General features: G+C 37.2%; 22 protein-coding genes. 11 read left to right on the forward strand and 11 right to left on the reverse strand.

What is annotated here, in order from left to right:
* The first annotated feature begins 557 nt into the window (after positions 1 to 557).
* Positions 558 to 740, forward strand: coding sequence for a hypothetical protein (locus PVV63_RS00500; protein WP_273790134.1), 183 nt, complete (start codon positions 558 to 560; stop codon positions 738 to 740).
* Positions 741 to 756: 16 nt separating this feature from the next.
* Positions 757 to 1,038 (forward strand): N-acetyltransferase, encoded by a 282-nt coding sequence (locus PVV63_RS00505; RefSeq protein ID WP_273790135.1) that lies wholly within the window; start codon positions 757 to 759, stop codon positions 1,036 to 1,038.
* Between the two features lie 1,939 nt (positions 1,039 to 2,977).
* Here PVV63_RS00505 and thiD read toward each other — a convergent pair.
* Positions 2,978 to 3,832, reverse strand: a complete 855-nt coding sequence (gene thiD, locus PVV63_RS00510) for a bifunctional hydroxymethylpyrimidine kinase/phosphomethylpyrimidine kinase (RefSeq protein WP_273790136.1) — start codon at positions 3,830 to 3,832, stop codon at positions 2,978 to 2,980.
* A gap of 128 nt (positions 3,833 to 3,960) precedes the next feature.
* Between thiD and PVV63_RS00515 the strand changes: the two genes are divergently transcribed.
* The 3 genes from PVV63_RS00515 to PVV63_RS00525 all read left to right on the forward strand — a co-directional run bounded on the left by PVV63_RS00515 (position 3,961) and on the right by PVV63_RS00525 (position 8,026).
* On the forward strand, positions 3,961 to 4,767 hold the full coding sequence (locus PVV63_RS00515) for a 1-acyl-sn-glycerol-3-phosphate acyltransferase (RefSeq protein ID WP_273790137.1): 807 nt from the start codon (positions 3,961 to 3,963) through the stop codon (positions 4,765 to 4,767).
* Between the two features lie 693 nt (positions 4,768 to 5,460).
* A complete protein-coding gene (locus tag PVV63_RS00520) occupies positions 5,461 to 6,558 on the forward strand; it encodes a D-alanyl-D-alanine carboxypeptidase family protein (RefSeq protein ID WP_273790138.1) in 1,098 nt (365 codons plus the stop codon).
* Between the two features lie 406 nt (positions 6,559 to 6,964).
* Positions 6,965 to 8,026 (forward strand): GTP-binding protein, encoded by a 1,062-nt coding sequence (locus tag PVV63_RS00525; protein ID WP_273790139.1) that lies wholly within the window; start codon positions 6,965 to 6,967, stop codon positions 8,024 to 8,026.
* A gap of 1,579 nt (positions 8,027 to 9,605) precedes the next feature.
* Here the strand turns inward: PVV63_RS00525 and PVV63_RS00530 are convergent.
* The 3 genes from PVV63_RS00530 to PVV63_RS00540 all read right to left on the reverse strand — a co-directional run bounded on the left by PVV63_RS00530 (position 9,606) and on the right by PVV63_RS00540 (position 12,369).
* Entirely contained in the window at positions 9,606 to 10,355 is a 750-nt protein-coding gene (locus PVV63_RS00530) for a murein L,D-transpeptidase family protein (RefSeq protein WP_273790140.1), read from the reverse strand.
* A gap of 40 nt (positions 10,356 to 10,395) precedes the next feature.
* A complete protein-coding gene (locus tag PVV63_RS00535) occupies positions 10,396 to 11,352 on the reverse strand; it encodes an acetyl-CoA carboxylase carboxyltransferase subunit alpha (protein ID WP_273790141.1) in 957 nt (318 codons plus the stop codon).
* Positions 11,353 to 11,430: 78 nt separating this feature from the next.
* Positions 11,431 to 12,369, reverse strand: a complete 939-nt coding sequence (locus PVV63_RS00540) for a site-specific tyrosine recombinase XerD (protein ID WP_273790142.1) — start codon at positions 12,367 to 12,369, stop codon at positions 11,431 to 11,433.
* Positions 12,370 to 12,629: 260 nt separating this feature from the next.
* On the opposite strand from PVV63_RS00540, the gene PVV63_RS00545 reads away from it, so the two are divergent.
* The 4 genes from PVV63_RS00545 to PVV63_RS00560 all read left to right on the forward strand — a co-directional run bounded on the left by PVV63_RS00545 (position 12,630) and on the right by PVV63_RS00560 (position 15,592).
* Positions 12,630 to 13,262, forward strand: a complete 633-nt coding sequence (locus PVV63_RS00545) for a shikimate kinase (RefSeq protein WP_273790308.1) — start codon at positions 12,630 to 12,632, stop codon at positions 13,260 to 13,262.
* On the forward strand, positions 13,237 to 14,370 hold the full coding sequence (gene aroB / locus PVV63_RS00550) for a 3-dehydroquinate synthase (protein ID WP_273790143.1): 1,134 nt from the start codon (positions 13,237 to 13,239) through the stop codon (positions 14,368 to 14,370). Before PVV63_RS00545 ends, aroB begins: the two co-directional genes overlap by 26 nt.
* A 416-nt stretch (positions 14,371 to 14,786) precedes the next feature.
* A complete protein-coding gene (locus PVV63_RS00555) occupies positions 14,787 to 15,182 on the forward strand; it encodes an MliC family protein (protein WP_273790144.1) in 396 nt (131 codons plus the stop codon).
* A gap of 17 nt (positions 15,183 to 15,199) precedes the next feature.
* Positions 15,200 to 15,592 (forward strand): MliC family protein, encoded by a 393-nt coding sequence (locus tag PVV63_RS00560; protein ID WP_273790145.1) that lies wholly within the window; start codon positions 15,200 to 15,202, stop codon positions 15,590 to 15,592.
* A 16-nt stretch (positions 15,593 to 15,608) separates the two neighbouring features.
* On the opposite strand, the gene mnhG is transcribed toward PVV63_RS00560, so the two are convergent.
* From mnhG to PVV63_RS00595, 7 genes are all read right to left on the reverse strand, one after another.
* Positions 15,609 to 16,019 carry a monovalent cation/H(+) antiporter subunit G gene (mnhG, locus tag PVV63_RS00565; protein ID WP_273790146.1) on the reverse strand — a complete coding sequence of 137 codons (411 nt, stop codon included), beginning with the start codon at positions 16,017 to 16,019 and terminating at the stop codon, positions 15,609 to 15,611.
* Positions 16,016 to 16,297: a K+/H+ antiporter subunit F gene (locus tag PVV63_RS00570; protein WP_273790147.1), complete on the reverse strand. Its 282-nt coding sequence runs from the start codon at positions 16,295 to 16,297 to the stop codon at positions 16,016 to 16,018. Before PVV63_RS00570 ends, mnhG begins: the two co-directional genes overlap by 4 nt.
* Positions 16,294 to 16,779 carry a Na+/H+ antiporter subunit E gene (locus tag PVV63_RS00575; protein WP_273790148.1) on the reverse strand — a complete coding sequence of 162 codons (486 nt, stop codon included), beginning with the start codon at positions 16,777 to 16,779 and terminating at the stop codon, positions 16,294 to 16,296. Before PVV63_RS00575 ends, PVV63_RS00570 begins: the two co-directional genes overlap by 4 nt.
* A complete protein-coding gene (locus PVV63_RS00580) occupies positions 16,776 to 18,398 on the reverse strand; it encodes a monovalent cation/H+ antiporter subunit D (protein ID WP_273790149.1) in 1,623 nt (540 codons plus the stop codon). Before PVV63_RS00580 ends, PVV63_RS00575 begins: the two co-directional genes overlap by 4 nt.
* Positions 18,398 to 18,739, reverse strand: coding sequence for a Na+/H+ antiporter subunit C (locus PVV63_RS00585; protein ID WP_273790150.1), 342 nt, complete (start codon positions 18,737 to 18,739; stop codon positions 18,398 to 18,400). Before PVV63_RS00585 ends, PVV63_RS00580 begins: the two co-directional genes overlap by 1 nt.
* On the reverse strand, positions 18,739 to 21,660 hold the full coding sequence (locus PVV63_RS00590) for a monovalent cation/H+ antiporter subunit A (RefSeq protein ID WP_273790151.1): 2,922 nt from the start codon (positions 21,658 to 21,660) through the stop codon (positions 18,739 to 18,741). The genes PVV63_RS00585 and PVV63_RS00590 overlap by 1 nt, the downstream gene beginning before the upstream one ends.
* Before the next feature lie 227 nt (positions 21,661 to 21,887).
* Positions 21,888 to 22,385, reverse strand: coding sequence for a BA14K family protein (locus PVV63_RS00595; protein ID WP_273790152.1), 498 nt, complete (start codon positions 22,383 to 22,385; stop codon positions 21,888 to 21,890).
* Between the two features lie 167 nt (positions 22,386 to 22,552).
* On the opposite strand from PVV63_RS00595, the gene PVV63_RS00600 reads away from it, so the two are divergent.
* Complete coding sequence (locus PVV63_RS00600; RefSeq protein WP_273790153.1) at positions 22,553 to 23,650, forward strand: carboxynorspermidine decarboxylase; 1,098 nt, start codon at positions 22,553 to 22,555, stop codon at positions 23,648 to 23,650.
* A gap of 54 nt (positions 23,651 to 23,704) precedes the next feature.
* A complete protein-coding gene (locus PVV63_RS00605) occupies positions 23,705 to 24,943 on the forward strand; it encodes a saccharopine dehydrogenase family protein (RefSeq protein WP_273790154.1) in 1,239 nt (412 codons plus the stop codon).
* Positions 24,944 to 25,519 lie beyond the last annotated feature (576 nt).

Here is a 25,519-nt window from a genome sequence, read left to right on the forward strand (position 1 = left end):
AACAACAAATTATCACGTATTCCTACCTAATCCTACCTCTTCCCACTTAGTATAAAACCTAGTGTCAAACTACAAAAGTTTTTCTAAGATTCGTAATTTCTTGTGAAGCATCTATTGGATTGGGGGCTTAGATCTAAGATAATAATTTTTAACTTAGACGGATTTTTTTACAGCCCCCGTATAAAAGATTAATTAGAAATGATGAGCAATAACAAGAAAAACAAATGTTAAACAAATCAAAAATTGACTTATCATTAGAGAATAATTTTTGTTCAAAAGTACGTTTTTTACCAAAATTGTGCCCTAAAATAAAGGTTGTTTATTTTTAAAATGGCGTATCTTCTATTAATTCAACATTTGCTTCAGATACATTCAATATTATCTCTGCTAAAAATTTACAAGAAACTATACCGGTAGAGCAGGCAAAATCTATAATCGCTTCCTTTAATGCGCAGAAACTACCTTTAGCTTGGTGGGTTGGACCTCATTCGTCTCATTATAAAGTTGATGAAGTTCTCTTATCTATTAGCTTAGAGCATGTTGAAACAGAGGTAGGCATGGCAGCTTTAGCGCAAAATATAGACTCACATGTTACTTCTATGCCGGATAACTTCAAAATCAAGGAAGTTGAATCACTTCAAGATTTTAGAGATTATGGAAATGTTATGGCATCAGTCTTCGAGCCTTTTGATGAAGAAGCAGTTATATTTTATGAAACAATAGGCCGTTGTTATAAATAAAGACTCTGATGTAGAGATGTTCGTTGGTTATATAAATAACAATCCTATAGCAATATATTTTTGTATTAAAGCAGATGGAGTTGGTGGAGTGTATGATATTGTCACCAATCCAGATTTTCAGAAAAGAGGTGTCGGGTCATTCATGACAAAAATTGCTATTGAGCATTTAAAAAGAAAGAAATGTCATGTTATTGGTATGCAAGCCTCTCACGAGGGAATTGGCATTTATAAAAAATTGGGCTTTACAAACTTTGGTGAATTTAAAATTTATTCCAATAAACACATGGTCATTGAGTGATGAATTCTTTTTTGCTCATCAACTAAAAGAATTTATTATTTTCAGCAGAGCTCAAATATGATCAAGCAATCGATAAAACCAAGGACGCTTGGCCAATCCCCTTGACTACTGATAGTGAAAAGCTAAAATCATTGACAAATATAATTGTTTTAAATGACTCACTCAAATTTTCTTATTTTCTTACTTTGTCTTAAATAAAGATATCTATCACAAATCTAAGTTGAATAAGTGTAAATTTTTTATATGATCAATAATCTACTGTTTGTTACTGATAATTATGAAGAACTCGAAAGCAAATATTTAGAACGACAGTTGCATTATAGTTTGTTAGATGGTTAGTCTGTTAGTTAATTAATAGAAAAAATTTTCGCTTTATAAAATAACCAAAGGAGCTTAAAAAAACTTTCAAAGAGCATTTAAAGGTCCTTTATGTGTATTGTTTCTTTTTTATATCACAGTTGATGATCAGAAATTTCTCACGCTAATTGTATTATTTTTACACGAAATAAACTGTTTTCACCTATTATGTAGAGTAAATTAAGTTTTTGGGATTTCTGGCACATCATTTGAAAGACAAAAGAAATTTTCCCTTGTACTTGTGCAAACAGCGTGGACATCATTTGGTAATCCTCTTGCTTGAACAAATTCTTATCCAGAATAATCTTCAACACAAAAATAAATTAACAACTTGATTTATAAAGATAATTTATAATTATTCATATTGAGCAAGCGTCTCAAATATCATAGGACTATCTCATTTCAAATCTCTATACATTAAAATCACTCACAATCATCTTCTCACGCATAACAGGCAAAATTGACGTATCGATAAAATTCACTTGAAGAAAGGAATAAAAACTCTTCTTCTGAACGCTCTGAAATACCAAAGATTATCGCAACATTGGGAGCTAAAATAGTATAGGGGGGGGACCCCTTTCACCTTGAAAACGTAAAAATGGGAAGCATAATAGTTTTATACACTTCATAGAGGCTTTAGACCATTCACGAACATTATTATAAAATGGATGTTACACACCTTGAGAGAAATCTCTTTAAAATAAACATGTGAATTAACAATATAAGTGCATTCTATTTTACATGAGGAACATAACTTTAATCAAGATAAGGTAACATAAGGTGTTGAAACCGTCATAGCGCACAATAAAATCAGGCCATTTTAAATGTTTAATGGTAACATCTGCTAAACAACAGAATAAAAATTCAATTTTGAAAAGATTAAACCATACGCTACAGGTCTATTGAAACTCCGATTGTACGATCGACTATCTTCTCGCTAAAATTTAATCACTATAAATATAAAAACCTTAAAACCCGCTCTAAATGCGTGAAAGTTTCTAGATCTTGCTGTATTAAATATTGAAACTCCTCATGGCTACTCATCTGAAACGCCAATAATTCCATAAAGCAGTTCCATAAAAAGGATAATGACGTTGTAATATCCGAAAAAAATTTACCACATCACCTGAAAGATCATTGATAATTCCATCAGAAAGTATCAATTTCTATTTAGAAAACCCTATCCATGCCGACAAAAAACTCTGTAAATGTTAGATATCTTCAATAATTTTGATAACGATTTTGGCTCATCCTGTTTTGCCACCAATATAAGAAACAGCAAATATAGTGGGATCAGACAGCTTTAATATTGGTCTTTCCCTCTATCCTTTTTTCTATCAAATCCTGATTTTACAATTCCTTTCTCTCTCTTTTTTTATACTCAAAATTGCCTCTGAAACAGGATAGATTAATCGTAAAAAATATATAAAAGAAACAAATTATAAAATTTTTTTCTCATCCTTCTTAATACAAAATAACTGTTAAGCTACAATGCGCTAACACTTATAGTCATAAGTCCAAAACAGCATATAATGACGAAACAAATTCATAGAGTGAAGATTTTTCACTATCAATCGTTGTATTAATCTTTCCATAATGCATAAAAATGATGAAGCGGCCCTCGCCCTTTCCCTACTTTTAAAGCATCTGAGGCAGTTAAAGCGCCATGCAAATAATCTTTTGCTTGTTTAACAGCGCAATCCAAAGGTTGGGTAGGTAACAGAGCTGCAATGGCAGCAGAAATGGTACACCCTGTCCCATGATCATGAGTGGTTGAAAGACGAGAGGCTTCAAGTATAACAAGGTTTTCACAATCACAATAAAGATCTGGACTAGAACAATCGTAATTTTCTGTACTATTTCTGGTAAGCGTATTCAAATGTCCCCCTTTTAACAAAACTGCATGACACCCTAGCGCCAAAAGTCGTGGAGCGTATTGATACATAGTCTCTAAAGACCATTGCACTTCACATCCCAATAACAATGCAGCTTCAGGCAAATTTGGCGTGATCAAAGTTGACATCGGCACAAGAACATCACGCATAATTTCAATTGCATCAGACTTTAAAAGAACATCACCACTTTTTGCAACCATAACCGGATCAAAAACAATAAAACGCGCTTTATGATAAGCAAGACGTTCTGCAATAACCTGTGCAATCTGAGCATTTGCAACCATACCAATTTTAACAGCATCAACATGGATATCCTCAAAAACAGAATCAATTTGATCTGCAACAAAAGAAGCATCTAATGCCTGAAAAGAACGCACACCCTGAGTATTTTGTGCAACAACAGCTGTAACCACACTCATACCATAAGTTTTCATAGCTGAAAAAACCTTCAAATCCGCCTGCATTCCAGCGCCACCAGAAGGATCTGTTCCCGCAATAGATAAAATCCGTGGAATAAAAAGTTTATCTTTTTGTAATTCCATCAACCTCTTTCCTTCTGTTTTTAAATATCGGAAAATGAGTTACCGAAAAATAGATGCTTGAAAAAATATAAAGAAGATGTTTTCTCATGTGAATTATATTATATACGAAGTCTTCTTATAGATATAAAATGGAAAATGTAGTGCTTATCCTTCGTTCTATTCTTTTTACGTTCGCTTTTTATACAACAACTTTCATACAAATGATTCTTTACGCTCCCGTTTATTTTTTAATGCCCCGCAAAAAGGCATGGATTGTCCCTAAAACATGGGCGCGCGTTACTCTCTTTTTGCAAAAATACATCGCAGGCACAAGTTATGAGATTGAAGGTTTAGAAAATCTTCCCAAAGGACCCTACATCATTGCTCCAAAGCATCAATCGGCTTGGGAAACTTTCAGTCTTGTTCCCTATTTTGATGATCCCACTCTCATTTTAAAACGTGAATTGATGTGGATTCCATTGTTTGGCTGGTATATGGCAAAAACGCAAATTATCCCCATTAACCGCACAACACCCATCAAAGCCTTAAAAATGATTATACAAAAAGCAAAAGAGAAAGTAAAACAAGGGCGCCAAATCTTGATTTTTCCCGAAGGAACACGCCGACAACCCGGTCAAGAACCAGATTATAAGTCAGGAATTGTCGCGCTCTATAATGAATTAGGACTTCAAGTTGTTCCTATTGCACATAATGCGGGTTTATATTGGCCACGCAATAATTTTCGCCGCTATCCTGGAACAATTCGTGTCCGTATTCTTCCCCCGATAGAGGCTGGTTTAAGCAAACGTGATTTTCTAGATCAACTTGTCCAAAAAACTGAAAAAGCGTGTGATGAACTGCTTCTCTTAGCAGCTCAAGATCCTACCCCTCCTCCTATGCCACCATACGCTGTTCAGAAACTTCAAAAACTAAATCATCATGAAACAATGCACTGATTGATAAGAATAATGCATCACTTTGTATATTGAGCGGAGTATAGGGAACAAAAATATAAGAAAGATACTTCAAACTTTCTAATTCAAAATTATAAAACACATGTACATGATAAGAAATAATCAATGTGTAAATTTTTTTGAAAAAGAATTCTTCCTCTCTTTAAAATCATTTAAATAACATACATCTCATTGATTTATAAGGATATTTTAGCGTTATTCAACTTGAATGAGAACCCTGAATACCGTAAGATTTTCTCATTTCAAATATACTCTAGGTTGAATCAATTAGAATTATTTTCTTGCACATTACAAACGGGGATACCTCGTGTGAATAAAACGATACAAGAAAAGATTAAAATACTTTTTACGAACCGTCTCAAATACCAAGGGCTGTCCTAATAGGAAAGCAAGAAAAATGTATGATTATGCAGATTCGTTCCTTCCTAAGAAACATCAATCCCCCAAGAATCTGAAATCTTGTACAATCTTCATTATTTAAAAAGTATTTCTTGAGATACTTAAGTCATCAAACCAAATTCAAGGGGAAAATAAAAATGAGTGTTGTTTTTTATCCCACATACACAACGGATACAGCAATTAACCATCTTTCCTCCTTATCCTAGACTTAAAAGCTTTGTGTGCTACATTAAAACAATTCTAAATAACGAATAAGAGGGAACTAGATTTAAATTAATGCAACGTCTCTTCTATAATTTATTTTTTTCTGTGATTTTGAGTTTATCCAGCGCTGTTGCTCTAGCGCAGCCTTTTATTTCTGTTGATGTTACAACGAGGCGTATCTTAAAACATAATCAAGCTTTTGAGCGTTGGTATCCTGCTTCCTTGACAAAATTAATGACCGCTTATGTTATTTTTCGTGCCATGAGCCGAGGGGAAGTTTCACCAAACAAACATATCACCATCAGCGAATACGCCGCAAAAGCTCCCTCATATCGTTCAGGCTATAAAGCTGGTTCTGTACTCACACTTGATACAGCCTTAAGTATTACCATGGTTAAATCTACCAATGATTTAGCCATTGCCATGAGTGAAGCTATTGCGGGTTCACAGAAAGATTTTGTACGTAAAATGAATAGCGAAGCTAAACGTTTAGGCATGTTTGGCACCCATTTTGCGAACGCAAGTGGTTTACCAGATCCTCAAAACTACTCCACGGCACGCGATATTGCTCTTTTAGCCGTTCAAATACGTCGAGAATTTCCACAATATGCTCATTATTTTTCTATTCCAGCCATTGATTTTGGTAATAATCGAAAAATCCAACATAACTCAAACAACCTCATTGGCCGTTTTTATGGGATAGACGGTATGAAAACAGGCTTTATTTGTGCCTCTGGTTTTAATCTTGTTGCCTCAGCCACCCGCAATAAACGTACAATTATTGCTGTCATTCTAGGTGCTAACAACATAAGTGAAAGAGAAGAAAAAGCTGCACAACTTCTTGAAACAGGATTTTTGCACCAAGGAAACCCCCAATTAACACTAGCAACATTAAAACCTTATGGGAGCAACATAACACAAGCCAACAATATGAGACAACAAACATGCACACCTGAAGCCATAAAAATGCATGCAAATTCATATGATGATCAAGGAAATATTATTCTCACCTCACCTTTTATCACTGCTCCACCTTCTTTTTCTCATCCTTTATTAGTACATCTCATTCGTACGCCACAAACACCTAAAATGACAGTAAAACCACTAAGAAAACCCTATATTCCGTATAAAAGGCACGCAAACCATTCTATAAAAAGTCATAAATCATAATCTAAAATTAATTATAATACTTTGATTTATAATGATAATTAATTATTTTGTACCTTATGTCAGAACCACAAGTATTGTGAGATTCTCTCATTTCAGATCTGTATTTGTTGAAGCAATAAAAACCAGTTTCTTGCCACCACAAGGTGGATAAACATGTAGATAAAATAATTAAAACAAAGAATAAAAATTCTTCCTATAAGTCCTTTCAAGAACCAAGAATTATCGTAACATTGACGCTAAAAAGTGTATGATATACCCACGTGCACCTACCTTTATAAGCGTAAAGATAGTGGTACAATGGATTTCATGGGGGATTAACCATTATATCCCTCACGGACACCATTATAAATTGGTTAGACATAGTGAGATATATTTTTTAAAAACAAAACTATGATTGATGATTAACATGAAAATAAAGCGCATCCCCCTCACGCTTATTACAGGTTTTTTAGGCTCTGGCAAAACAACTTTGCTCAACCGTATGCTACAAGACCCTCTTTTAACAGAATGTGCTGTTATCATCAATGAATTCGGCGAAATCAGTATTGACCACCTTCTGGTTGAAAAAACGACAGAAGGAATTATTGAGCTTGCCAATGGCTGCTTATGCTGCAATTTACGCAGTGATCTCATCGACACATTAATTGATTTAATAAATCGCGTTCAGACAGGACAGATCAAACAACTCCATCATATTATCATTGAAACCACAGGGATAGCTGATCCCACCCCTATTTTACAAATACTTTTAAGCCACCCGTTGTTTATTCAAACATTGTCCATAAATGCTGTTCTTGCAACATTTGATACATTAAGCCCGCTTTCCATATGTGAGCGCTATCCTGAAATATATAAACAATTAATATTTGCTGATAAAATCATTCTCACCAAAACAGATCTTAGAGACCCACAAACGCTTTCAGATACACTCCTTAGCACACTTAAAACAATGAATCCTACAGCACAAATCATTGACGCCCATTCTGAAGATTTCTGTTCAAATCTATTAATAAATAACACATTATGGGCTGAAAAAGTAGAAAATACAAAACTTAAACAAAATCTTACGACTACCCCGCATGATCATACCCCCCATAAAACCATTCGTACCTTTTCACTAAACTGTGAGGGTCCTGTTGATTACGCCACAATTGAAGCCTTTTTAGATCTCCTACAAGAGCGTTATGGTACAAAATTATTACGTATTAAAGCAATTATCGCATTGCGTGATGACCCTTATCGCCCACTCGTATTACATGGCGTACAAACATTTTTTCACCCTCCCATAAGATTGCCAGCATGGCCAAAAGGAATAAAACAAACACGTTTCGTCATCATTGCTGATGGTGTTGAAAAAGAAGCTATACAAAAACTCCTCAATGCTTTTTTTAATAAACCAGCAATAGATACTGCAGACAAAACAGCTCTCTTAGAAAATCCTCTGGTCATTCCAGGAATAAAATTTTAATTTTTTCTCCTCTTCAATGATATAGCATTAAATTCATTGACACCACCATCTTTATGTTTTTAAAGGAGCAAACCGGCACATCATTACACACTTTGCTAATTCCCAATGTTGAAATAGCTTTTGGCACTTGAAACGGTTTGTAAAAAGCATTTTAGTCTTTCTTGTACAATTTCACCCACGCAGCAATCCTCGCTTGTAATGTGCAAGCAAATGGTTTTAATTTATTCAACATGCAACAGCTTTGAAATGTGGAATCTTACGGTATTCAGGGTTCTAATTCAAGTTGAATAACACTAAATTATCTTTATAATCAATATGTTATAAATTTATAAAAAACTTTCATAAATATTTCTATTCAAGTTTATTAACATAATGGAATAAAAAATAAGAAAATACACATTTTTAACAATGCTTTCTGCACAATAATGCCTCTCATAAAATTATTCGTACCTTTTCACTGAGCGGCAAAATCCCCATAGACTACCACAATTGAAACTTTTTAGCTCTCTTACAAAATCACATGCCGGAAAATGACTATCTATTAAAACACTCCAGCGCTAACATATTACCCTTATCTGTAAAATCGTCGCCCTCACACAAAATAGAATACCATTGTATCACGAATTCACGCACTCGTTTAAAAACACCGTCTCTCAATACGCATTATTCCTATTTCAAGACGCTACCCATAAATAATATAATACAAAATTCTCCATGAAATGTATAAGGCCCATTCTCCATCTTTACTCTATAAATATGTAAACTGATCGCCTCATACTTTTGCCAGTTAAAAATGTTTTGAAAAAACTTGGCACTTTAGAGTACTCATGAGAACTATCTGTACTCCTTTCTTTAAAAATTTTATTCACATGCCAATCCAATTTTATGGCGTGCAAAAAATGGTTTCGATTGATTCACCATAAACAAATTTTAAGATAAAAGGATCTTATGATATTTAGTCCCTAATTCAAACTGAAGAATTATAAACTATCATTATAAATCAAATTGTTATGATAAAAATTTTCAATATCCATCAATCTGTAAACAGATTGTTTTCTCTCTAAATGCGCTTCATCTGCAAACCACTTCATGTGATTCATTTCACAGACAGATTGGCCAAATTCTTGGTTCTAAAATATTCTGCTCAACTCTATATTTATTCAAGCTAATTGAAATCAAAATCCCTGTTAAGAAAAAAACCAAAATCAGACAGAGGCAATATCGCATTTTAAAATATGTGAATGTATCTTATATAACAGCACGACAAGACAATATTTTACAGCATAAAAGAATAAAACTCTTTGAAAGAAATAAAAAGAGAGGTGCATTTTATGTTAACTTACTCTTCACTAAAAACGAAGATTGACACCAGTGCCGATGTGCAAACAATCCAACTTCTTTGAGAAAATTCCTCTTGGCTTCCCACCTCATCTGATTTACTTACATAAGGCTCTATGAAAAAACTCTGCGCTTTAAAATATTGACTACTCACTTAAACACCTTATGTGCAAAGTTTTTGCATATCCTGTATCGCCATTATTAAGTGATAGTGTTACAGTGCAATAGAATACAATAACACTCACGGCATTCGAGAAACTGAAGTTTTATCAATATCGCGATTAAAAACGTAACGTTTTCCATAAACCTCAACAGTTGGAGGTTGACGATTTTTTTCAAAAAAATCATAACCTTTCTTAAGCATAACCCAGAATTGATAATGAGGATCCTTGCTATGACGTGACATATTATCCTCGGTCATGCGGAAAGGAAAAGCCTGTAACTGAAACTCTCTTTGTCCTCCTTTAAAAGCATCCCGTGCAAACGCATAAATCTGAGCCATGTTCTTATCACTCATAGAATAACAACCTGCGGAAAAGCAAGAACCATGCACCATAAGATTGCTTCCTGTGCGACCATTTTCTTGATCATAAAGGTTAGGAAATCCTATATTAAAAGAAAGATAATATTTTGAATAAGGATTCATTTGGTTTGCGCTAATAGTATAAAAACCCTCTGGTGTCTGAAGATCCCCTTCTTTATATTTAGGTCCAAGCTTACCAGACCATTTGCAAATACCATAGCGAGCAACCAAGATAAAAGGTCCTGAACGAGATTGTTTCCAAACTTCAGCAAGATTTTCTTCCTTGAAAAATCGCATTACAATTGGTGCATAAGGATCAATATCGTACAAAGCCATTCTATTCTGGATTTCTTGCGGCAACGGCTGCTCAACCTTAGCACGAATAGAAGCTGGTAATCTTCCTTCACATGCTGTCAATATTCCCATTACAAACAACATGCACACAGCGAGGAATCTGCTAAATGTCATCGAATAAAACTCCAATCCAACACCCCTCACAAAAAATAACCTATGTTAGAGATCGACCAATTTGAAGATATTTTTCCCTTCGCTCTTGTTTAAGAGCTTCCCCATCTTTTCCAGCCATAGCTTTTAAAGCCTCTGAAATAACATCACCCGTTGCATCAATGGCAATCTCTTTGCCACGATGTGCTCCCCCTAAAGGTTCCGAAATAATGCCATCAATAATCTTTAAGCGATACAAATCTTGAGCGGTAATACGCATATTCATTGCAGCATCTTTCGCACGAGCTGGATCACGCCATAAAATAGAAGCTGCTCCTTCTGGTGAAATAACAGAGTAAATTGCGTGCTCCAACATATAAACTTTATTGGCAGCCGCGATTGCTATCGCCCCTCCAGAACCGCCTTCTCCAATAACAACGGAAACTACAGGAACTTTCAAACGCAAAGTTGTAGCTGTTGATTGGGCAATTGCTTCTGCCTGCCCCCGTTCTTCAGCACTCACACCAGGATAAGCGCCTGCCGTATCAACAAAAGTGAGAAGTGGCAAACCAAAACGATCAGCCATTTCCATAATACGTACAGCTTTACGATAGCCTTCTGGACGTGCAGAACCAAAATTATAGCGCAAACGTGTTTGCGTGTCATAACCTTTCTCTTGACCGATATAAGCAACGGCCTCACCTTTAAAGCGTGCAAACCCCGCTTGAATAGCCTCATCTTCAGCAAACTTGCGATCTCCGGCCAAAGGCGTAACGTCACTCAATAGGCGTTTAGAATAGTCCATAAAATGGGGACGATTAGGATGACGAGCAACTTGCGTTTTTTGCCACGGCGATAATTTTTTATAAATATCGCGCAAGGCTGTTTGGGAACGCGTTTCAAGGCGAGCAATCTCATCGCTCATATCAAGACTGCCTTTTTCCTGAGAAATTTTTTTTAATTCAAGAATTTTCCCATCAAGATCAGCAACTGGTTTTTCAAAATCAAGATAATTATACATTTGTGTCAACTCATTCAGTGTCACTTATACACTTATAATTTGCTTTATAAAGTCTTTTTCAAAAACATCACCTTTTCTTTAACGAGCCTTTTGCTCATCGGCAAGTGGATGATGCTCATTGACTAAACGATAAAGTCCCTCTTCCAACACATGGGTATAAATCTGAGTAGTAGCAATATCAGAGTGACCTAACAAATGTTGAACGGCACGCAAATCAGCACCATTTTGCAAAAGATGACTAGCAAAAGCATGACGCAACACATGGGGAGAAAAGCTATCACTTTCTATTCCTGCTCTTCTAGCGAGATTTTTCAACTCCCGCGCAACGACTTGACGAGCAATATATCCTGTCTCGGAATGCGCGGGAAAAAGATAAGAACTCGTAGCACCCTTTCCCTGATCACGCAAGTTTAACCACTGTGAAAGAACTTGGCATGCTTTTTTTGATAACAGCACCATTCGTTCTTTTTTGCCCTTACCACGAACCAAAACGCTGTACTCCTTCCTTCGAACAGACTGAACCGGCAGACTCACCAACTCACTGATGCGTAATCCCGTTGCATACAGCATTTCAATCAATAGCTGAAGACGTAGTGCACGGAAATACTCTTTGGACCCATAATCTGCTTGATTGACTTCTAACTGTGCCAAATCAAGCAATTTTATCACTGCATCTTCACTCATGATTTTGGGCAAAGGACGCCCCTGACGAGGTGCATCAATATCATGAGAGGGATCATCTGCTCTCAACCCTTCAGCATAAAGAAATTGATAAAACTGACGCAAAGTCGATAAACGGCGCGCTTGCGATGATGCCGCAAAACCAAAAGTATGCATAAGCGACAAAAGGGTAATTAAATCTTCTTTTTGTGCTGAAAAAAGCGAAACAGAGTGTGAAGACAATTCGTCTTGTGCCCACTGCAAATCATGCTGATAAGCCGCAAGTGTATGAGGTGAAGCCCCTCTCTCCGCGCTCATCATCTCAAGAAAATGATCTATCACAGCACCACTTTTCATTTCATTGATTCACTTCCGTAGAAAGATTCCATGAATCCAAGGGAACATCAATGTACATATCCACAGTTACTGGTTCAACCCAAACCACAAGAGCACCCATTATAATGAAAAAAACAGAAAACAAAATGAAAAGAATCATCAAAAATCTAGTCAATGTTGGCATAAGACAATAACCTACCCAAAAATATTCTATCTCGTATAATGCCTCACAAAGATTAACAGGAATTGACTTTAAGATGGATAAATGCCGAAATAAAGTTATGAAAAGCAATCGACCAAAACGAATCCCCATAACACAAATAAAGAATCAGCTCTTATCGTCCCTTGATAAAAGAGCACTTGTCCTTGTTGGCCTTATGGGGGCAGGCAAATCAGTGATCGGAAAACGCGTCGCCACCATGCTTCGTTTACCCTTTTATGATTCTGACCAAGAAATTGAAAAAGCTGCACAAATGACAATCACGGAACTCTTTGAAATTTATGGTGAATCCGAATTTCGTGCTCTTGAACAGCGTGTTATTCTAAACCTCATGAAAAAAAGTCCCCTTATTTTAGCAACAGGTGGTGGTGCCTACATAAATGAAAATATCCGAAAAGCCATTCACAAAAATGGTATATCTATATGGCTAAAAGTCGATCTTGATATCCTCATGCAACGTGTCTCAAAGCACCCGACACGTCCCCTGCTTAAAACAGCCAATCCTAAAGAAACCATGCAAAAACTCATGGAACAGCGTTATCCTATCTATGAAAAGGCAAACTTAACAATTAACAGTCATAAAGAAAGCCGTCATACCGTAGCACAAAATGTTATACGATCCGTACAGCACTACCTATACACAGAAATTAACAATAGGGATAACCAGCATGCAAACCAAAACCGTCACTGTTAAACTGGACAAACACTGTTACGATATCATCATTGGTCCGGGTCTGATTACACAAGCTGCTTCACAGATTAAACATGCTCTTAACAAAAAAGATCCTTATCCAACGCGCTTTGCACTTGTTACAGATACAAATGTTGCTTCCCTTCATTTGGAGATATTGCAAGCAGAATTAACAAAAAATAAAATTCATACTGTCCCTATTATTGTAGAAGCGGGAGAACAATCAAAATCATTTTCAACCCTGCAAGTTGTCATCGATCAAATTCTTGCTGCGCGTTTAGAAAGAGGCGACTGTGTTATTGCTTTTGGCGGTGGTGTCATTGGCGATCTAGCAGGATTTGCGGCAAGTATAATCCGCCGTGGTATGAACTTCATTCAAATGCCCACAACGCTTCTTGCACAAATTGATTCCTCTGTTGGTGGAAAAACGGGCATCAACAGCCGATATGGCAAAAATCTTATTGGTGCTTTTTTTCAACCGCAATGCGTTATTGCTGACACCTGTGTTCTTGATACCCTATCACTGCGTGAATTTCGTGCTGGTTACGCGGAAATGGTCAAATATGGACTCATTAACCAGCCTGATTTTTTTGAATGGCTTGAAAAAAATGGACAAGAAGTCTTTTCTAATGGCCCTATGCGAACAGAAGCCATTGTCCGCTCATGCCAATTTAAAGCTGCCATTGTAGCACGTGACGAACACGAAACAGGAGAGCGCGCACTCTTAAATCTCGGCCATACATTTGGACACATGCTTGAAACAGCAACCGCTTATGACTCAAAGCGTTTAATTCACGGTGAAGCTGTAGCAATTGGAATGATTCTAGCGCATCAATTTTCTGCTCAATTAAATTTAATAAGCCCCACGCTTACACAACGCGTTGAAGCACACCTTAAAGCAATAGGATTACCTACACAATTAAAGGATATCCCAGGGTGTCTACCAGATGCTGAAACTTTAATGACTCTCATTGCCCAAGATAAAAAAGTTTTACAAAATAATTTGACCTTCATCTTAACGCGCGGACTTGGCCAATCATTTATTGCAAAAAATGTTTCACCAGATGCAGTTTTATCCTTTTTGGAACAAAAATTAACAGAAATTCGTTAATTCATATTGAATATAATTGATTCGTTTTTATACTTCTATTAAAGATTAAATATGATGATGTCTGCGTAGCTCAGTAGGATAGAGCACAGGATTCCTAAAGAAATTGGGCACTTTGAGGAGAAATCCTCAAAGTGAATCTGCTCAAATTCGGGGAAAGCTTCATGGGCGACTATATGCCAATCCCGAGCCAAGTCTCTCTTCAAATGAGAGAAAGGTGTAGAGACTGAACGGGCAGCACCTAAAGAGCAAAAGCTTCAAGGTGAAGAGACAGTCCAGACCACAAACAGCCGATAAGGCTGGCGGTGAAAATCGAAGTGGTATGAATCCTGGGGTCGCAGGTTCGAATCCTGCCGTAGACACCATCGTATCAGTCAAATTATTCTTTGTGCACAATATTAGGAATATAGGGAAGCATCATGAAAAAAACTTTGCACATTTTAGGATTTTTCACCGCTTTAAGTTTATCACTCTTCAGCTCAAACAATAGCTTAGCTGGTTCTTTAATCATTGAAGTACCAGACAATCCAGAGCCCAAAACAGAGATCATTACCTATCAGTGTGATACTGAAACAGGTAAAGAGCGCGTTGAGGCAGTCTATCTTAATGCTGATAATATTTCGTTGGTTGATTTCAAATGGAACGGTGATCGTGTCATTGCTGCTAATGTCATCGCTGCGACAGGAGCAAAATTTGCAGGAGCTCAGTATATCTGGTGGGAGAAGAACAAAGAAGTCACGCTTTATGACCTTGCTCAGGATCCAGAAGAAAAAAAACCTATCCTCTGTAAAGATGAGTCAACATTATTATTTTAAATAACACGGGAAATATTATGAAAAAAATTTCTTTTACTAAACAATTTTTCATTACTTTAAGTGTGTTCCTCCTCGGTTCAATTAATGCATTAGCAAGTTCTTTAGTCATTAAAGTACCAGATGATCCAGAACCAACAACAGAGACCGTCTCCTATCAATGCGATATGGGAACAAGCAAAGAGCATGTTGAAGCAACTTATCATAATGCTGGCAATATTGCGCTTGTTGATTTAAAATGGAACGGTAAGCGCATCGTTGGTTCTAATGTAATTGCCGCTTCTGGAGGAAAATATGTGGGTGGTCAATACATTTGGTGGATAACTAAAAATGAAGCCATATTTTACGATCTTATTAATGATCCAAAAGAAGAAAAGCCCATCCACTGTGTAGAAGAAAAAAGCACAGAATAAGGAAGGTTCTTACATTTCAAGAACCGCGCTGGCTCTCATCTCTTGATGTTCCTTCTGATGTGGGTAACTTTTCCTCCGTCTGGTGTAATAAAAGAGCCAGCGGTTTTTCTGACTGTTCTTCTGAATGATGTCGATAAGCTGCTGTATGTGAAAGCAACATAGAAGCTATCGGCGCTGTTAAAAACAAAAAAAACATCAGCAACGCTTCATGAAAAACAAAATAATGGTCCACAAATATTGAATAAAGAAATGAAGAAATAAGAATACTACCAACGCCCCAACTCGTACATACTGAAAGCATATGCAAACGCTTATAAAAATTGGAAAAACGCACCAAACCTATTGTTGCGATCAATGTCAGTCCCGACCCTAATATTAAGAAAATCGTGATAGCAATAGCAACCACAAGCGATACATCATCTTTCATTCAATAATCTCCCCTCGCATGAGAAATTTCGCCAAAGCAATACTCGAGACTGGACCCAACAACCCAATAATGAGAGCTGCGACAAAATAAATGGTTGTTCCAGAACGAATATCGAATGTAAGAAACAAAAGAATAGTGGTTATATAAAGGGCATCCAAACCAACAATTCTATCCTGTGCCCGTGGACCACGAATCAACCGAAACAGCGCGAAAATCACCGCTAAACTTAAAAAAAACTGTGAAAAGAAAAGCCCCCAATAAAGAATCACCATACTCATAAAAAAATCTCCAAAAGCAATTGCTCATACCGTTGTTTGATCAACTGTTTGTAATCATATCCATTTTTTAAATTTAAGACATGAAGCAAAAGTTCACCCTTTTTACTATTATAGGCAACCCAAGCAGTTCCAGGGGTTGCCGAAAGGATGCACGCTAAAATAGCCAAAGCAGTGCGATTATGAAGCAGAAGAGGTACTACAATAAAACCAGATTTCTGCTCTCGAGACCTTTTTGTTAAAACAAACCAAGCCACCGAAACATTTGAGAATATAGAATCTATAAATACTCGAAAAACGAGACGAAAAACCGCACTCCAGCTTTTAATAACAGCCTTCTCTGGCTCCAGAAGCCGTATCATCCAACCACAAAACAAAGCGGTTAAAATCCCTAAAAGCAATTGCCCTAAACTAAAACCATTTAAAATAAGCCACATAAGGACAATGCCACCACTGAAAAAAGGGGAAGTATAAAAACGATTCATTTACTCATCTCCCTATTTTCGAGAGAAAAATCCGTTAAAACGCTCCCAATATAGTTTTGAGGTTCATACAAAGTCTTAGCGGTTTCAGACATATAATGACTAACAGGACTGGCTACAATTGTTATAAGAAAACACAAGGCAAGAAGAACGGCAATAGGTGCAAATTCTATCACCTGCACACGGGGAACGCGACCTTCAAGAGAAATCCAAAAAGTTCGGATACCCGTTCGTGTCAGTGCAATCAAAGCTGCAAATCCAGAGAGGGTGACAAAAACTACAAAAAGCCAATCTTGGTAAACCGGAAGAGAGGCAAAAAAATCCTCTCTACTATGGTTTAAAATTGCCATGAACATCATAAGTTTAGCAACAAAACCAGAAAAAGGTGGCAATCCAATAATCAAAATGGCACAGATACCAAAACAAGCCCCAAGAATTGCCAAGGTTACAGGGAAATATGTGCCAACTTCATCTTCTTCCTCCTCTTCATCGTCGCCATAAACCTCCATTGTGACAGCAAGAACATTAGCAGCCACATCTTGACAGCGCTCAACCAACTCTACCAAAAGAAAAAAAGCTCCCAGTGCTAAAGTTGAAGAAACAATATAAAAAAGTGCACCTGCTGTCAGTGCTGCATTGCCGATGCCGATCGCGGCCAACAATGTACCAGAAGAGACAAGGACACTATAAGCTGCCAAACGCACCAAAACTTGACTCGCCAATACCCCAATAAAACCAACAATCATAGTGGCAAGCCCACCATAAAACAAAACCGTATGACCAAAATGGTTAAAATATTCACTTTCAGGACTAAACCATAGCAACGTTAAACGTAAAATAATATAAATACCCACCTTGCTCAAAAGTGCAAAAGAAGCTCCAACGGGTGCTGCTACTGCACTGTAAGTTGGCACCAACCAAAAATTAAGCGGCCACATACCCGCTTTAAGCAAAAAAGCAATACCTAAAAGTGCAACACCTATTTCGAACAAAACAATATCTGTAGAAGATATATATTTTATTTTAACAGCCAAATCGGCCATATTAAGAGTACCAACGACTCCATAAATGAGCGCTATACCCACTAAAAAAAATAATGAAGCAACAAGATTAACCACGACATAATGCAACCCTGCGCGCACGCGTGTCTGACCAGAACCATGCAAAGCAAGCCCATAGGAAGCCGTTAACATAACTTCAAAAAACACAAATAAATTAAATAAATCGCCGGTCAAAAAAGCACCATTTATTCCCACCATAAAAAATTGCATTAGTGACTGAAAATGAGAACCAGCTTTGTACCAATGAGCCCGCGCAAAAACCAACACGCTAGTCACCAACAAGCTGGAAAGTAAAAGCATCATAGCGCTTAAGCGATCAAGGACTAAAACAATTCCAAAAGAAGACGGCCAATTACCAAGTCGATAAACATCACAAGCCGGTGCTATTTCAAGAGTACGTATAATCAATAAAATGGCAGTAACGACCAACAGTCCCGCAGAAGAAAGACTGATGAATGATTTAAGTTTTGCACGACGTTCATCATAAAAAAGAAGAAGTGCTCCAGTGATTAACGGCAAAAGAATAGGCAAAATAAGGAGATGATGCACCCCTACTTCCATTATTGCACCTCACGTCCATCAACGTGATCAGAACCCGTTAAACCACGTGAAACCAACAAGATAACTAAAAATAAAGCTGTTGTTGCAAAACCAATCACAATCGCAGTTAACACCAAGGCTTGTGGGAGAGGATCGACATAATTAGCTGGATTAATAACAGTGGTAGGATCAACAATTGGAGCAGCATTACTACGCGGTCTACTCATTGAAAATATAAAAAGATTAACACCATAGGAGATCAAGGACAAACCAAGAATGACTTGAAAAGTACGTGGACGCAAAACAAGCCAAATACCTGATCCGACAAAAACACCAATACCCAAAGAAAGAACAATTTCCATTAATTTTCCTTCTCTTTTAAAATAGGTTTCTTACCGATTCGGTAACTCCGAATTGACTGGTGTGCAAGTGCAATTAAAATGAGAACAGTTGCTCCCAACACAAGAGAAAGTACACCAAAATCAAACAAAAAAGCAGATGTCATGGGAACTTTCCCAATTAACGGAAGATGAATATATCGAAAAAAGGATGTTAAAAAAGGATATCCAAAAAACCAAGAGCCCATCCCCGTTACAACTGACAACAATAAGCCAAAGCCTATCCAACGCAAAGGTAAAACTCTCAAATGCGTTTCCACCCACCGAATATCGCGTGCAAGATATTGTAAAATAAACCCTATCGCCAAAGTAATACCACCGACAAATCCACCTCCTGGCAGATCATGCCCTCGCATGAATAAATAAATAGCAAAAGCAATAATAATCGGAAAGAGCCAACCCATAATAACAGCAGGAACAGCTAAATAATTTAATACTGTATCTCCCACATTTCGATTAGGCTGTGCTATATCAAAGGCTTTCTGGATACGTTGTTGAAAAGGCGCATCAATACTCTCAGGCGCAGGACGAAAACGTCGTAAGAGGGCAAAAACAGTAAGGGAAACAACACCCAAAACCACAATTTCTCCCATGGTATCAAAACCACGGAAATCAACCAACAACACATTCACAACATTGCGACCACCAGCATCTGAGTAAGCATGCGTTAGAAAAAAATCAGAAATCGTTGTACCTTGAGGACGTGTCATCACTGCAAAAGAAAGCCATGCTACACCAGCACCTCCTACAAGGGATATGATGAAATCACGGAAACGACGCAAACGAATCCAAAAATGAACAGCAGCTGGCCCAGGATCATGCAAACGTTTAGGCAACCACCGTAAACCAAGCAATAATAAAACGACTGTAACAACCTCAACAACCAATTGTGTTATTGCTAAATCAGGAGCAGAAAGCCATAAAAAGGTTGCACAAGTCATCAAACCAGCTCCCCCTAAAAGCATAAGTGAAGCAAGACGATGAAACTTTGCTCGCCAAGCAACTAAAAGCGCACATAATCCGCCAACCAGCCAAAGAGCGAGAAAAGGAATATCAAGTGGAAAAAGCGGTAATGTCCCCACTGGAATGAAACCATCGCACCAAAGTAAAAGACCAACAAATGCAAAACAGACCCAAAAAATCCAATGCAACTGGATCTGCAAACGGCGTGTTGACAAAGCAGATTCCACCGCACGGGCCCATTTCCAAGAAATAATTACGAGAATGCGTTCAAAAATACGCGGTCCTTTTAAGTGACGGAAAAAAGGAGCCCCATCATCACAGGATAAAAAATAACGATGCCCGACAGCATAGAGCAATCCGCCCCCTAATAATGCAACAAAACTCATCACTAATGGAGTGTTAAACCCATGCCAAACAGCCAAACTATAAGGAATTGTCATTGGTCCTAAAACAGACACGACCGCATTATCTAAAATAGGTCCTATTGTTAAATTAGGAAAAATACCAACCGCTAAACAAATAAACACCAAAAGCTCCATTGGTAAACGCATAAAATGCGGTGGTTCATGGGGAGTCTTGGGTAAATTGTCAGGCTTTGGTCCTAAAAAAACACCGTGAATAAAGCGTATAGAATAAGTCACACTAAACAGACTAGCTAGCGTTGCCACATAAGGCGCAATCCAATCGAGCCATGATTCCATATGCGTTTCAACAGCTTCAGCAAAAAACATCTCTTTCGATAAAAAACCATTCAACAAAGGAACCCCAGCCATCGCTGCACTCGCAACTAAAGCAAGAGTTGCTGTAATAGGCATAGAACGATAAAGCCCTGACAGTTTACGCATATCACGTGTTCCTGTCTCATGATCAATAATGCCAGCAGCCATAAATAAAGAGGCCTTAAAAGTAGCATGATTGGCCATATGAAAGATCGCCGCAACACATGCAAGTGGACTACCAAGACTTAAAAGCGTTGTAATTAATCCAAGATGACTAATAGTCGAGTAAGCAAGCAGTCCTTTTAAGTCTTGCTGAAACATGGAAAAATAGGCACCTAGCAGCAATGTCGAGAGTCCTGAAAAGCCAACCAGCCAAAACCAAGATTCTGTTCCAGAGAGCACAGGCCATAAACGAACAAGCAAAAACAATCCCGCTTTTACCATTGTTGCCGAATGCAAATAAGCCGATACGGGGGTTGGAGCAGCCATCGCGTTGGGTAGCCAAAAATGAAAGGGAAATTGCGCGCTTTTTGTTAACCCTCCCAATAAAATACAAATAAGGATAGGACTATAAAGAGAACTTGACCGGATCATATCTCCAGACTGTAGCACCTTATCCAAATCAAAACTGCCAACAGTATACCCAATCAATAAAACTCCAATAAAAAGGGCAAAGCCGCCAAAACCTGTGATCGTTAGAGCCATACGCGCACCCTCACGCGCACTTGCATTATGGTACCAATAGCCGATCAACAAAAAAGAAAAAATACTGGTGAGTTCCCAGAAAACAACCAAAAAGACGAGATTACCTGATAAAACTATTCCTATCATTGATCCCATAAAAGCCAAAAAAAAGGAAAAAAAACGAGGTACAGAATCCGCTGGATCCATGTAATAACGTGAATAAATGACAACAAGCAGCCCAATCCCTGTAATGAGCAAGCAAAAAAGCCACGATAAACCATCTATACGAAGAATCAAATCGCTTCCCCATTCTGGAAGCCAAGAAATATCTAAACGCACTATGTGGTTTCCGCGAACTTCCGGATAAAGCATTATTGTAAAAATAAGACAGAAAAGCGCGACAATCCCAGCAAACCAGGCTTCATTATTTTTTGCTGTCGAACGAAAAAAGCCAATGACAGCACTTCCACCAAAGGGAAGCAAAACGAGCAATACCAACATTGCTTCCCGTGTTGTCATTCTTTAAACTCCATTTTGCCTTAATATTTTGTCATCGACAAAAACTTATATTCTCACCCCCCATTCCACACTTAATGATAATAAGATTTAATAAAACTTAAAAGCATTTAAAATTTTAAAAAAAACAATGCTGGCATGAAAATACTGCGCACCACACAAGTCTTCTCTTTATTTTAAGAACAATAACGCCCACGACAAGAAGCAATTAAAATTTTATTTAATAATTTCTATCCTTTAAAAAAGCGTGATAAACACTGCTTACGCCCCCCATGAAAAGGCTGAAAACTATTATCATTTTTATTATAAGAGCGATAACGCGCAAGGCAAGATTCAATATGTTGTTTAAGCATCCATGGCTCTTTTTTTTCTAATTTTTCCGAAGAAGAAGTTAAAAACACTTTTTTAGCATCTGGTACAACTTTTAATGATGCGCCTTTTGTGCTTAAGTGCGGTGATGTAATAAATGCCACTTCAGGATACCACCAATTATCACTGTATTTACGATAACCACGCCGATAATGACGATAACCTTTAAAACCATTAAGTTCTCTACGCCCCGTAAAAATCAAAGGCACCGAACTATCTTGGAGAGAGGTCTGAGTAACCAGTTTGGCTTTAGCATCACTCCTATTTTGCCCCCAATTAACAAGAGTGGTTATTATAATGAAAAAACTGCTAACAAATACAAAAGCTAAAGCATAATATAATTTTTTTTTCATACTCATAACAAAAAACTCAACATAATAAACAACAGTAATTACAGAAAGCCTTTCTCTTGCTGGACAGAAACAGATTCTTTTCTTAAGATTCTTTTTTCTTGAGACATTCTGTTACTCTTTGTACTAAACGTTGATCTTGGCAATAAGATCCTACAAAAAAGAATGAATAAATAATGATAAAAACCCCCTACTATCTTATAGACAAATCGAAACTCATCAAAAACATGCAAACAATTTCTCGTTTACGGGAAATGTCCGGAGCTAAAATTTTACTTGCTTTGAAATGTTTTGCCACATGGAGTGTTTTTGATTTAATGTCTGAGTTCATGGATGGAACCACATCATCATCCCTTTATGAACTGCGTTTAGGAAGAGAAAAATTTGGCAAAGAAACCCATGCTTATTCAGTGGCTTGGGCAGATGATGAAATTGATGAAGCCTGTGGTTATGCAGATAAAATCATCTTTAATTCCATCCAACAGCTTCAACGCTTTTCTGATGCAACAAAAACCATTCAAAGAGGTTTAAGGTTAAACCCAGGAATGAGCGCATCAAATTTTGATCTTGCCAACCCCTCTCGCCCTTTTAGCCGCTTAGGAGAAACAAACCAAAGCGCTATCAAAGAAGTTCTGCCTCTTATCAACGGATTGATGATCCATAACAATTGTGAAAATGCTGACTTTAATCTTTTTAACCAAATGCTTGGGTATATGGAAGAAAAATTTGCAGAACTTTTTTCTGCTGTTGACTGGATAAGCCTTGGCGGCGGAATCCATTTTACGGCTGAAAATTATCCTCTAGAAGCTTTCGCAAAACGCTTAAAACAATTTTCTAAAACTCATGGTGTCACTCTTTTTCTAGAACCAGGAGAAGCTGCTATTACCAAAAGCACCACACTGGAAGTAAGCGTTCTTGACACATTGTATAATGAAAAAAAACTTGCCATCGTTGATAGCTCCATTGAAGCTCATATGCTTGATCTTTTAATTTATCGTGAGAATGCCAAATTAGAACCCAATCAAGGTCCACACGAAATTATGATTTGTGGAAAGTCTTGTCTTGCCGGCGATATTTTTGGAACATTTCAATTTCAAAAACCTCTTAAAATAGGCGATAGACTGTCTTTTCAGGATGCAGCAGGTTATACAATGGTCAAAAAAAACTGGTTTAATGGCGTTACAATGCCTGCTATTGTTCTCAAAGAGTGCGATGGTACATTAACACTTCAACGCCAATTCAGCTATAACGACTATCAGGAAAGCCTTTCATAAAGATAAACCATAAAAAACGTCATACAACAGTATTAAAAAGGAGATGGACCTACAATGAAAAAAAATGTTCTCATTATTGGTGCCGGAGGTGTTGCACAAGTTGTTGCGCATAAATGCGCTCAAAACAACGATATTCTTGGTGAAATTCATATTGCTTCACGAACACTCAAAAAATGTGAGGCCATCATTGCTTCTATTAAAGAAAAAAACACAATGAAAGAACAGGGTGTTCTCAAAAGCCATTCGCTCAATGCCATGAATGTAGAAGAAACTATAAAGCTCATCCAAAAGACCAAATGCGAAATTGTCATTAATGTTGGTTCTGCCTTTCTTAATATGTCTGTTCTTTCAGCTTGTATTGAAACCAAATGCGCTTATATCGATACCGCAATTCATGAAGACCCATTGAAAATTTGTGAAACACCTCCTTGGTATGGCAATTATGAATGGCCTCGACGTCAAGAATGTGAAAAAGCTGGTATAACCGCTATTTTAGGAGCAGGTTTTGACCCAGGTGTAGTGAATGCTTATGCTGCATTAGCGCGCGATGATTATTTTGATAAAATCACAGATATTGATATTATTGATATTAATGCCGGAAATCATGGGCGTTGGTTTGCTACAAATTTTGATCCAGAAATTAACTTCCGTGAATTTACAGGACAAGTATGGTCATGGCAAAATAAAAAATGGACTTCCAATAAAATGTTTGAAATCAGCCATGAATGGGATCTTCCCGTTGTGGGAAAACAAAAAGCCTATATGACAGGACATGATGAAATTCATTCACTTTCCAAAAATCTTGATGTAGAGAATGTCCGTTTCTGGATGGGATTTAGTGATCGTTATATCACTGTTTTTACGGTTCTAAAAAACCTCGGACTCTTATCCGAACAACCAATTAAAACGGCAGAAGGTCAAGAAGTCGTGCCCTTGAAAGTCGTGAAGGCCGTCTTACCCGACCCTTCCTCTCTCGCCCCAGACTACACAGGAAAAACCTGTATCGGAGATCTTATTAAAGGCGAAAAAGATGGAAACTCGAGAGAAATTTTTATCTATAATATAGCCGATCACAAACAAGCTTTTCATGAAACTGGGGCACAAGGCATTTCCTATACAGCTGGCGTACCAGCAGCCGCAACAGCTCTTCTTATTGCCACAGGCGAATGGGATGTTAAAACTATGGTCAATGTAGAAGAATTACCACCCCACCCTTTCCTTAAATATCTTGATCATATGGGGCTTCCCACTTTTATAAGAGAACAACAAGAAGATAAAAAATTACAATTTTAATACCTATAGAAAGCATATGCTTGATTTTTTAAGTTATCACAAAACTGCCCAATGAAAACAAACTTAATATTCTCGTGTAATTATGGTTTTCAAAAAAATTTTAGCTATTCGTTATATTTTGGCAACATTACGATTTCTTAACAACCTTAAAGAAGAGACATATCATCTTTTTAAGACATAGCAAGCAATGATCAAGAAAAGCAGAGAAGAAAAAACTAACTTAATCACACTGTATGACTTGTCATTATCATCAAAAAGATAGTGTCATAAACAAAAGATATAAAAATACCGCTTTTTTAAAGAAGAGCGGTATTTTGTAGAATATCCAATCCCTCCCCTCTTCATCTTAAATGACAAAGATCCTTAACCCACACCAATCATTAAACAATTCAATTTCTTTGGGTGAATTCCTCTTGGCTTCTCTCTTCATATGATTCATCATCATATATAACACATTGATTTATAACAATAAAATATCATTTTCAACTTGATTTATAACGCTGAATACTGTAAGATTTTCTTATCACAAGCTCTCTCACATTGAAGCAATTAAAATCTTTTGTCTGCACATCACAA

This window comes from Bartonella sp. CM31XJBT (assembly GCF_028618555.1).
Classification (GTDB): Bacteria; Pseudomonadota; Alphaproteobacteria; order Rhizobiales; family Rhizobiaceae; genus Bartonella.

Coding starts and splice junctions, on each gene's coding strand:
- PVV63_RS00560 (WP_273790145.1), top strand. CDS start 15,200: ATGAAAAAAATTTCTTTTACTAAACAATTTTTCATTACTTTAAGTGTG.
- PVV63_RS00545 (WP_273790308.1), top strand. CDS start 12,630: ATGAAAAGCAATCGACCAAAACGAATCCCCATAACACAAATAAAGAAT.
- PVV63_RS00525 (WP_273790139.1), top strand. CDS start 6,965: ATGAAAATAAAGCGCATCCCCCTCACGCTTATTACAGGTTTTTTAGGC.
- PVV63_RS00570 (WP_273790147.1), bottom strand. CDS start 16,297: ATGAGTATGGTGATTCTTTATTGGGGGCTTTTCTTTTCACAGTTTTTT.
- PVV63_RS00530 (WP_273790140.1), bottom strand. CDS start 10,355: ATGACATTTAGCAGATTCCTCGCTGTGTGCATGTTGTTTGTAATGGGA.
- PVV63_RS00520 (WP_273790138.1), top strand. CDS start 5,461: ATGCAACGTCTCTTCTATAATTTATTTTTTTCTGTGATTTTGAGTTTA.
- PVV63_RS00575 (WP_273790148.1), bottom strand. CDS start 16,779: ATGAATCGTTTTTATACTTCCCCTTTTTTCAGTGGTGGCATTGTCCTT.
- PVV63_RS00605 (WP_273790154.1), top strand. CDS start 23,705: ATGAAAAAAAATGTTCTCATTATTGGTGCCGGAGGTGTTGCACAAGTT.
- PVV63_RS00595 (WP_273790152.1), bottom strand. CDS start 22,385: ATGAGTATGAAAAAAAAATTATATTATGCTTTAGCTTTTGTATTTGTT.
- PVV63_RS00580 (WP_273790149.1), bottom strand. CDS start 18,398: ATGGAAGTAGGGGTGCATCATCTCCTTATTTTGCCTATTCTTTTGCCG.
- PVV63_RS00515 (WP_273790137.1), top strand. CDS start 3,961: ATGGAAAATGTAGTGCTTATCCTTCGTTCTATTCTTTTTACGTTCGCT.
- PVV63_RS00540 (WP_273790142.1), bottom strand. CDS start 12,369: ATGAAAAGTGGTGCTGTGATAGATCATTTTCTTGAGATGATGAGCGCG.
- PVV63_RS00505 (WP_273790135.1), top strand. CDS start 757: ATGTTCGTTGGTTATATAAATAACAATCCTATAGCAATATATTTTTGT.
- PVV63_RS00590 (WP_273790151.1), bottom strand. CDS start 21,660: ATGACAACACGGGAAGCAATGTTGGTATTGCTCGTTTTGCTTCCCTTT.
- mnhG (WP_273790146.1), bottom strand. CDS start 16,019: ATGAAAGATGATGTATCGCTTGTGGTTGCTATTGCTATCACGATTTTC.
- PVV63_RS00600 (WP_273790153.1), top strand. CDS start 22,553: ATGATAAAAACCCCCTACTATCTTATAGACAAATCGAAACTCATCAAA.
- PVV63_RS00535 (WP_273790141.1), bottom strand. CDS start 11,352: ATGTATAATTATCTTGATTTTGAAAAACCAGTTGCTGATCTTGATGGG.
- PVV63_RS00555 (WP_273790144.1), top strand. CDS start 14,787: ATGAAAAAAACTTTGCACATTTTAGGATTTTTCACCGCTTTAAGTTTA.
- aroB (WP_273790143.1), top strand. CDS start 13,237: ATGCAAACCAAAACCGTCACTGTTAAACTGGACAAACACTGTTACGAT.
- PVV63_RS00585 (WP_273790150.1), bottom strand. CDS start 18,739: ATGGAAATTGTTCTTTCTTTGGGTATTGGTGTTTTTGTCGGATCAGGT.
- PVV63_RS00500 (WP_273790134.1), top strand. CDS start 558: ATGGCAGCTTTAGCGCAAAATATAGACTCACATGTTACTTCTATGCCG.
- thiD (WP_273790136.1), bottom strand. CDS start 3,832: ATGGAATTACAAAAAGATAAACTTTTTATTCCACGGATTTTATCTATT.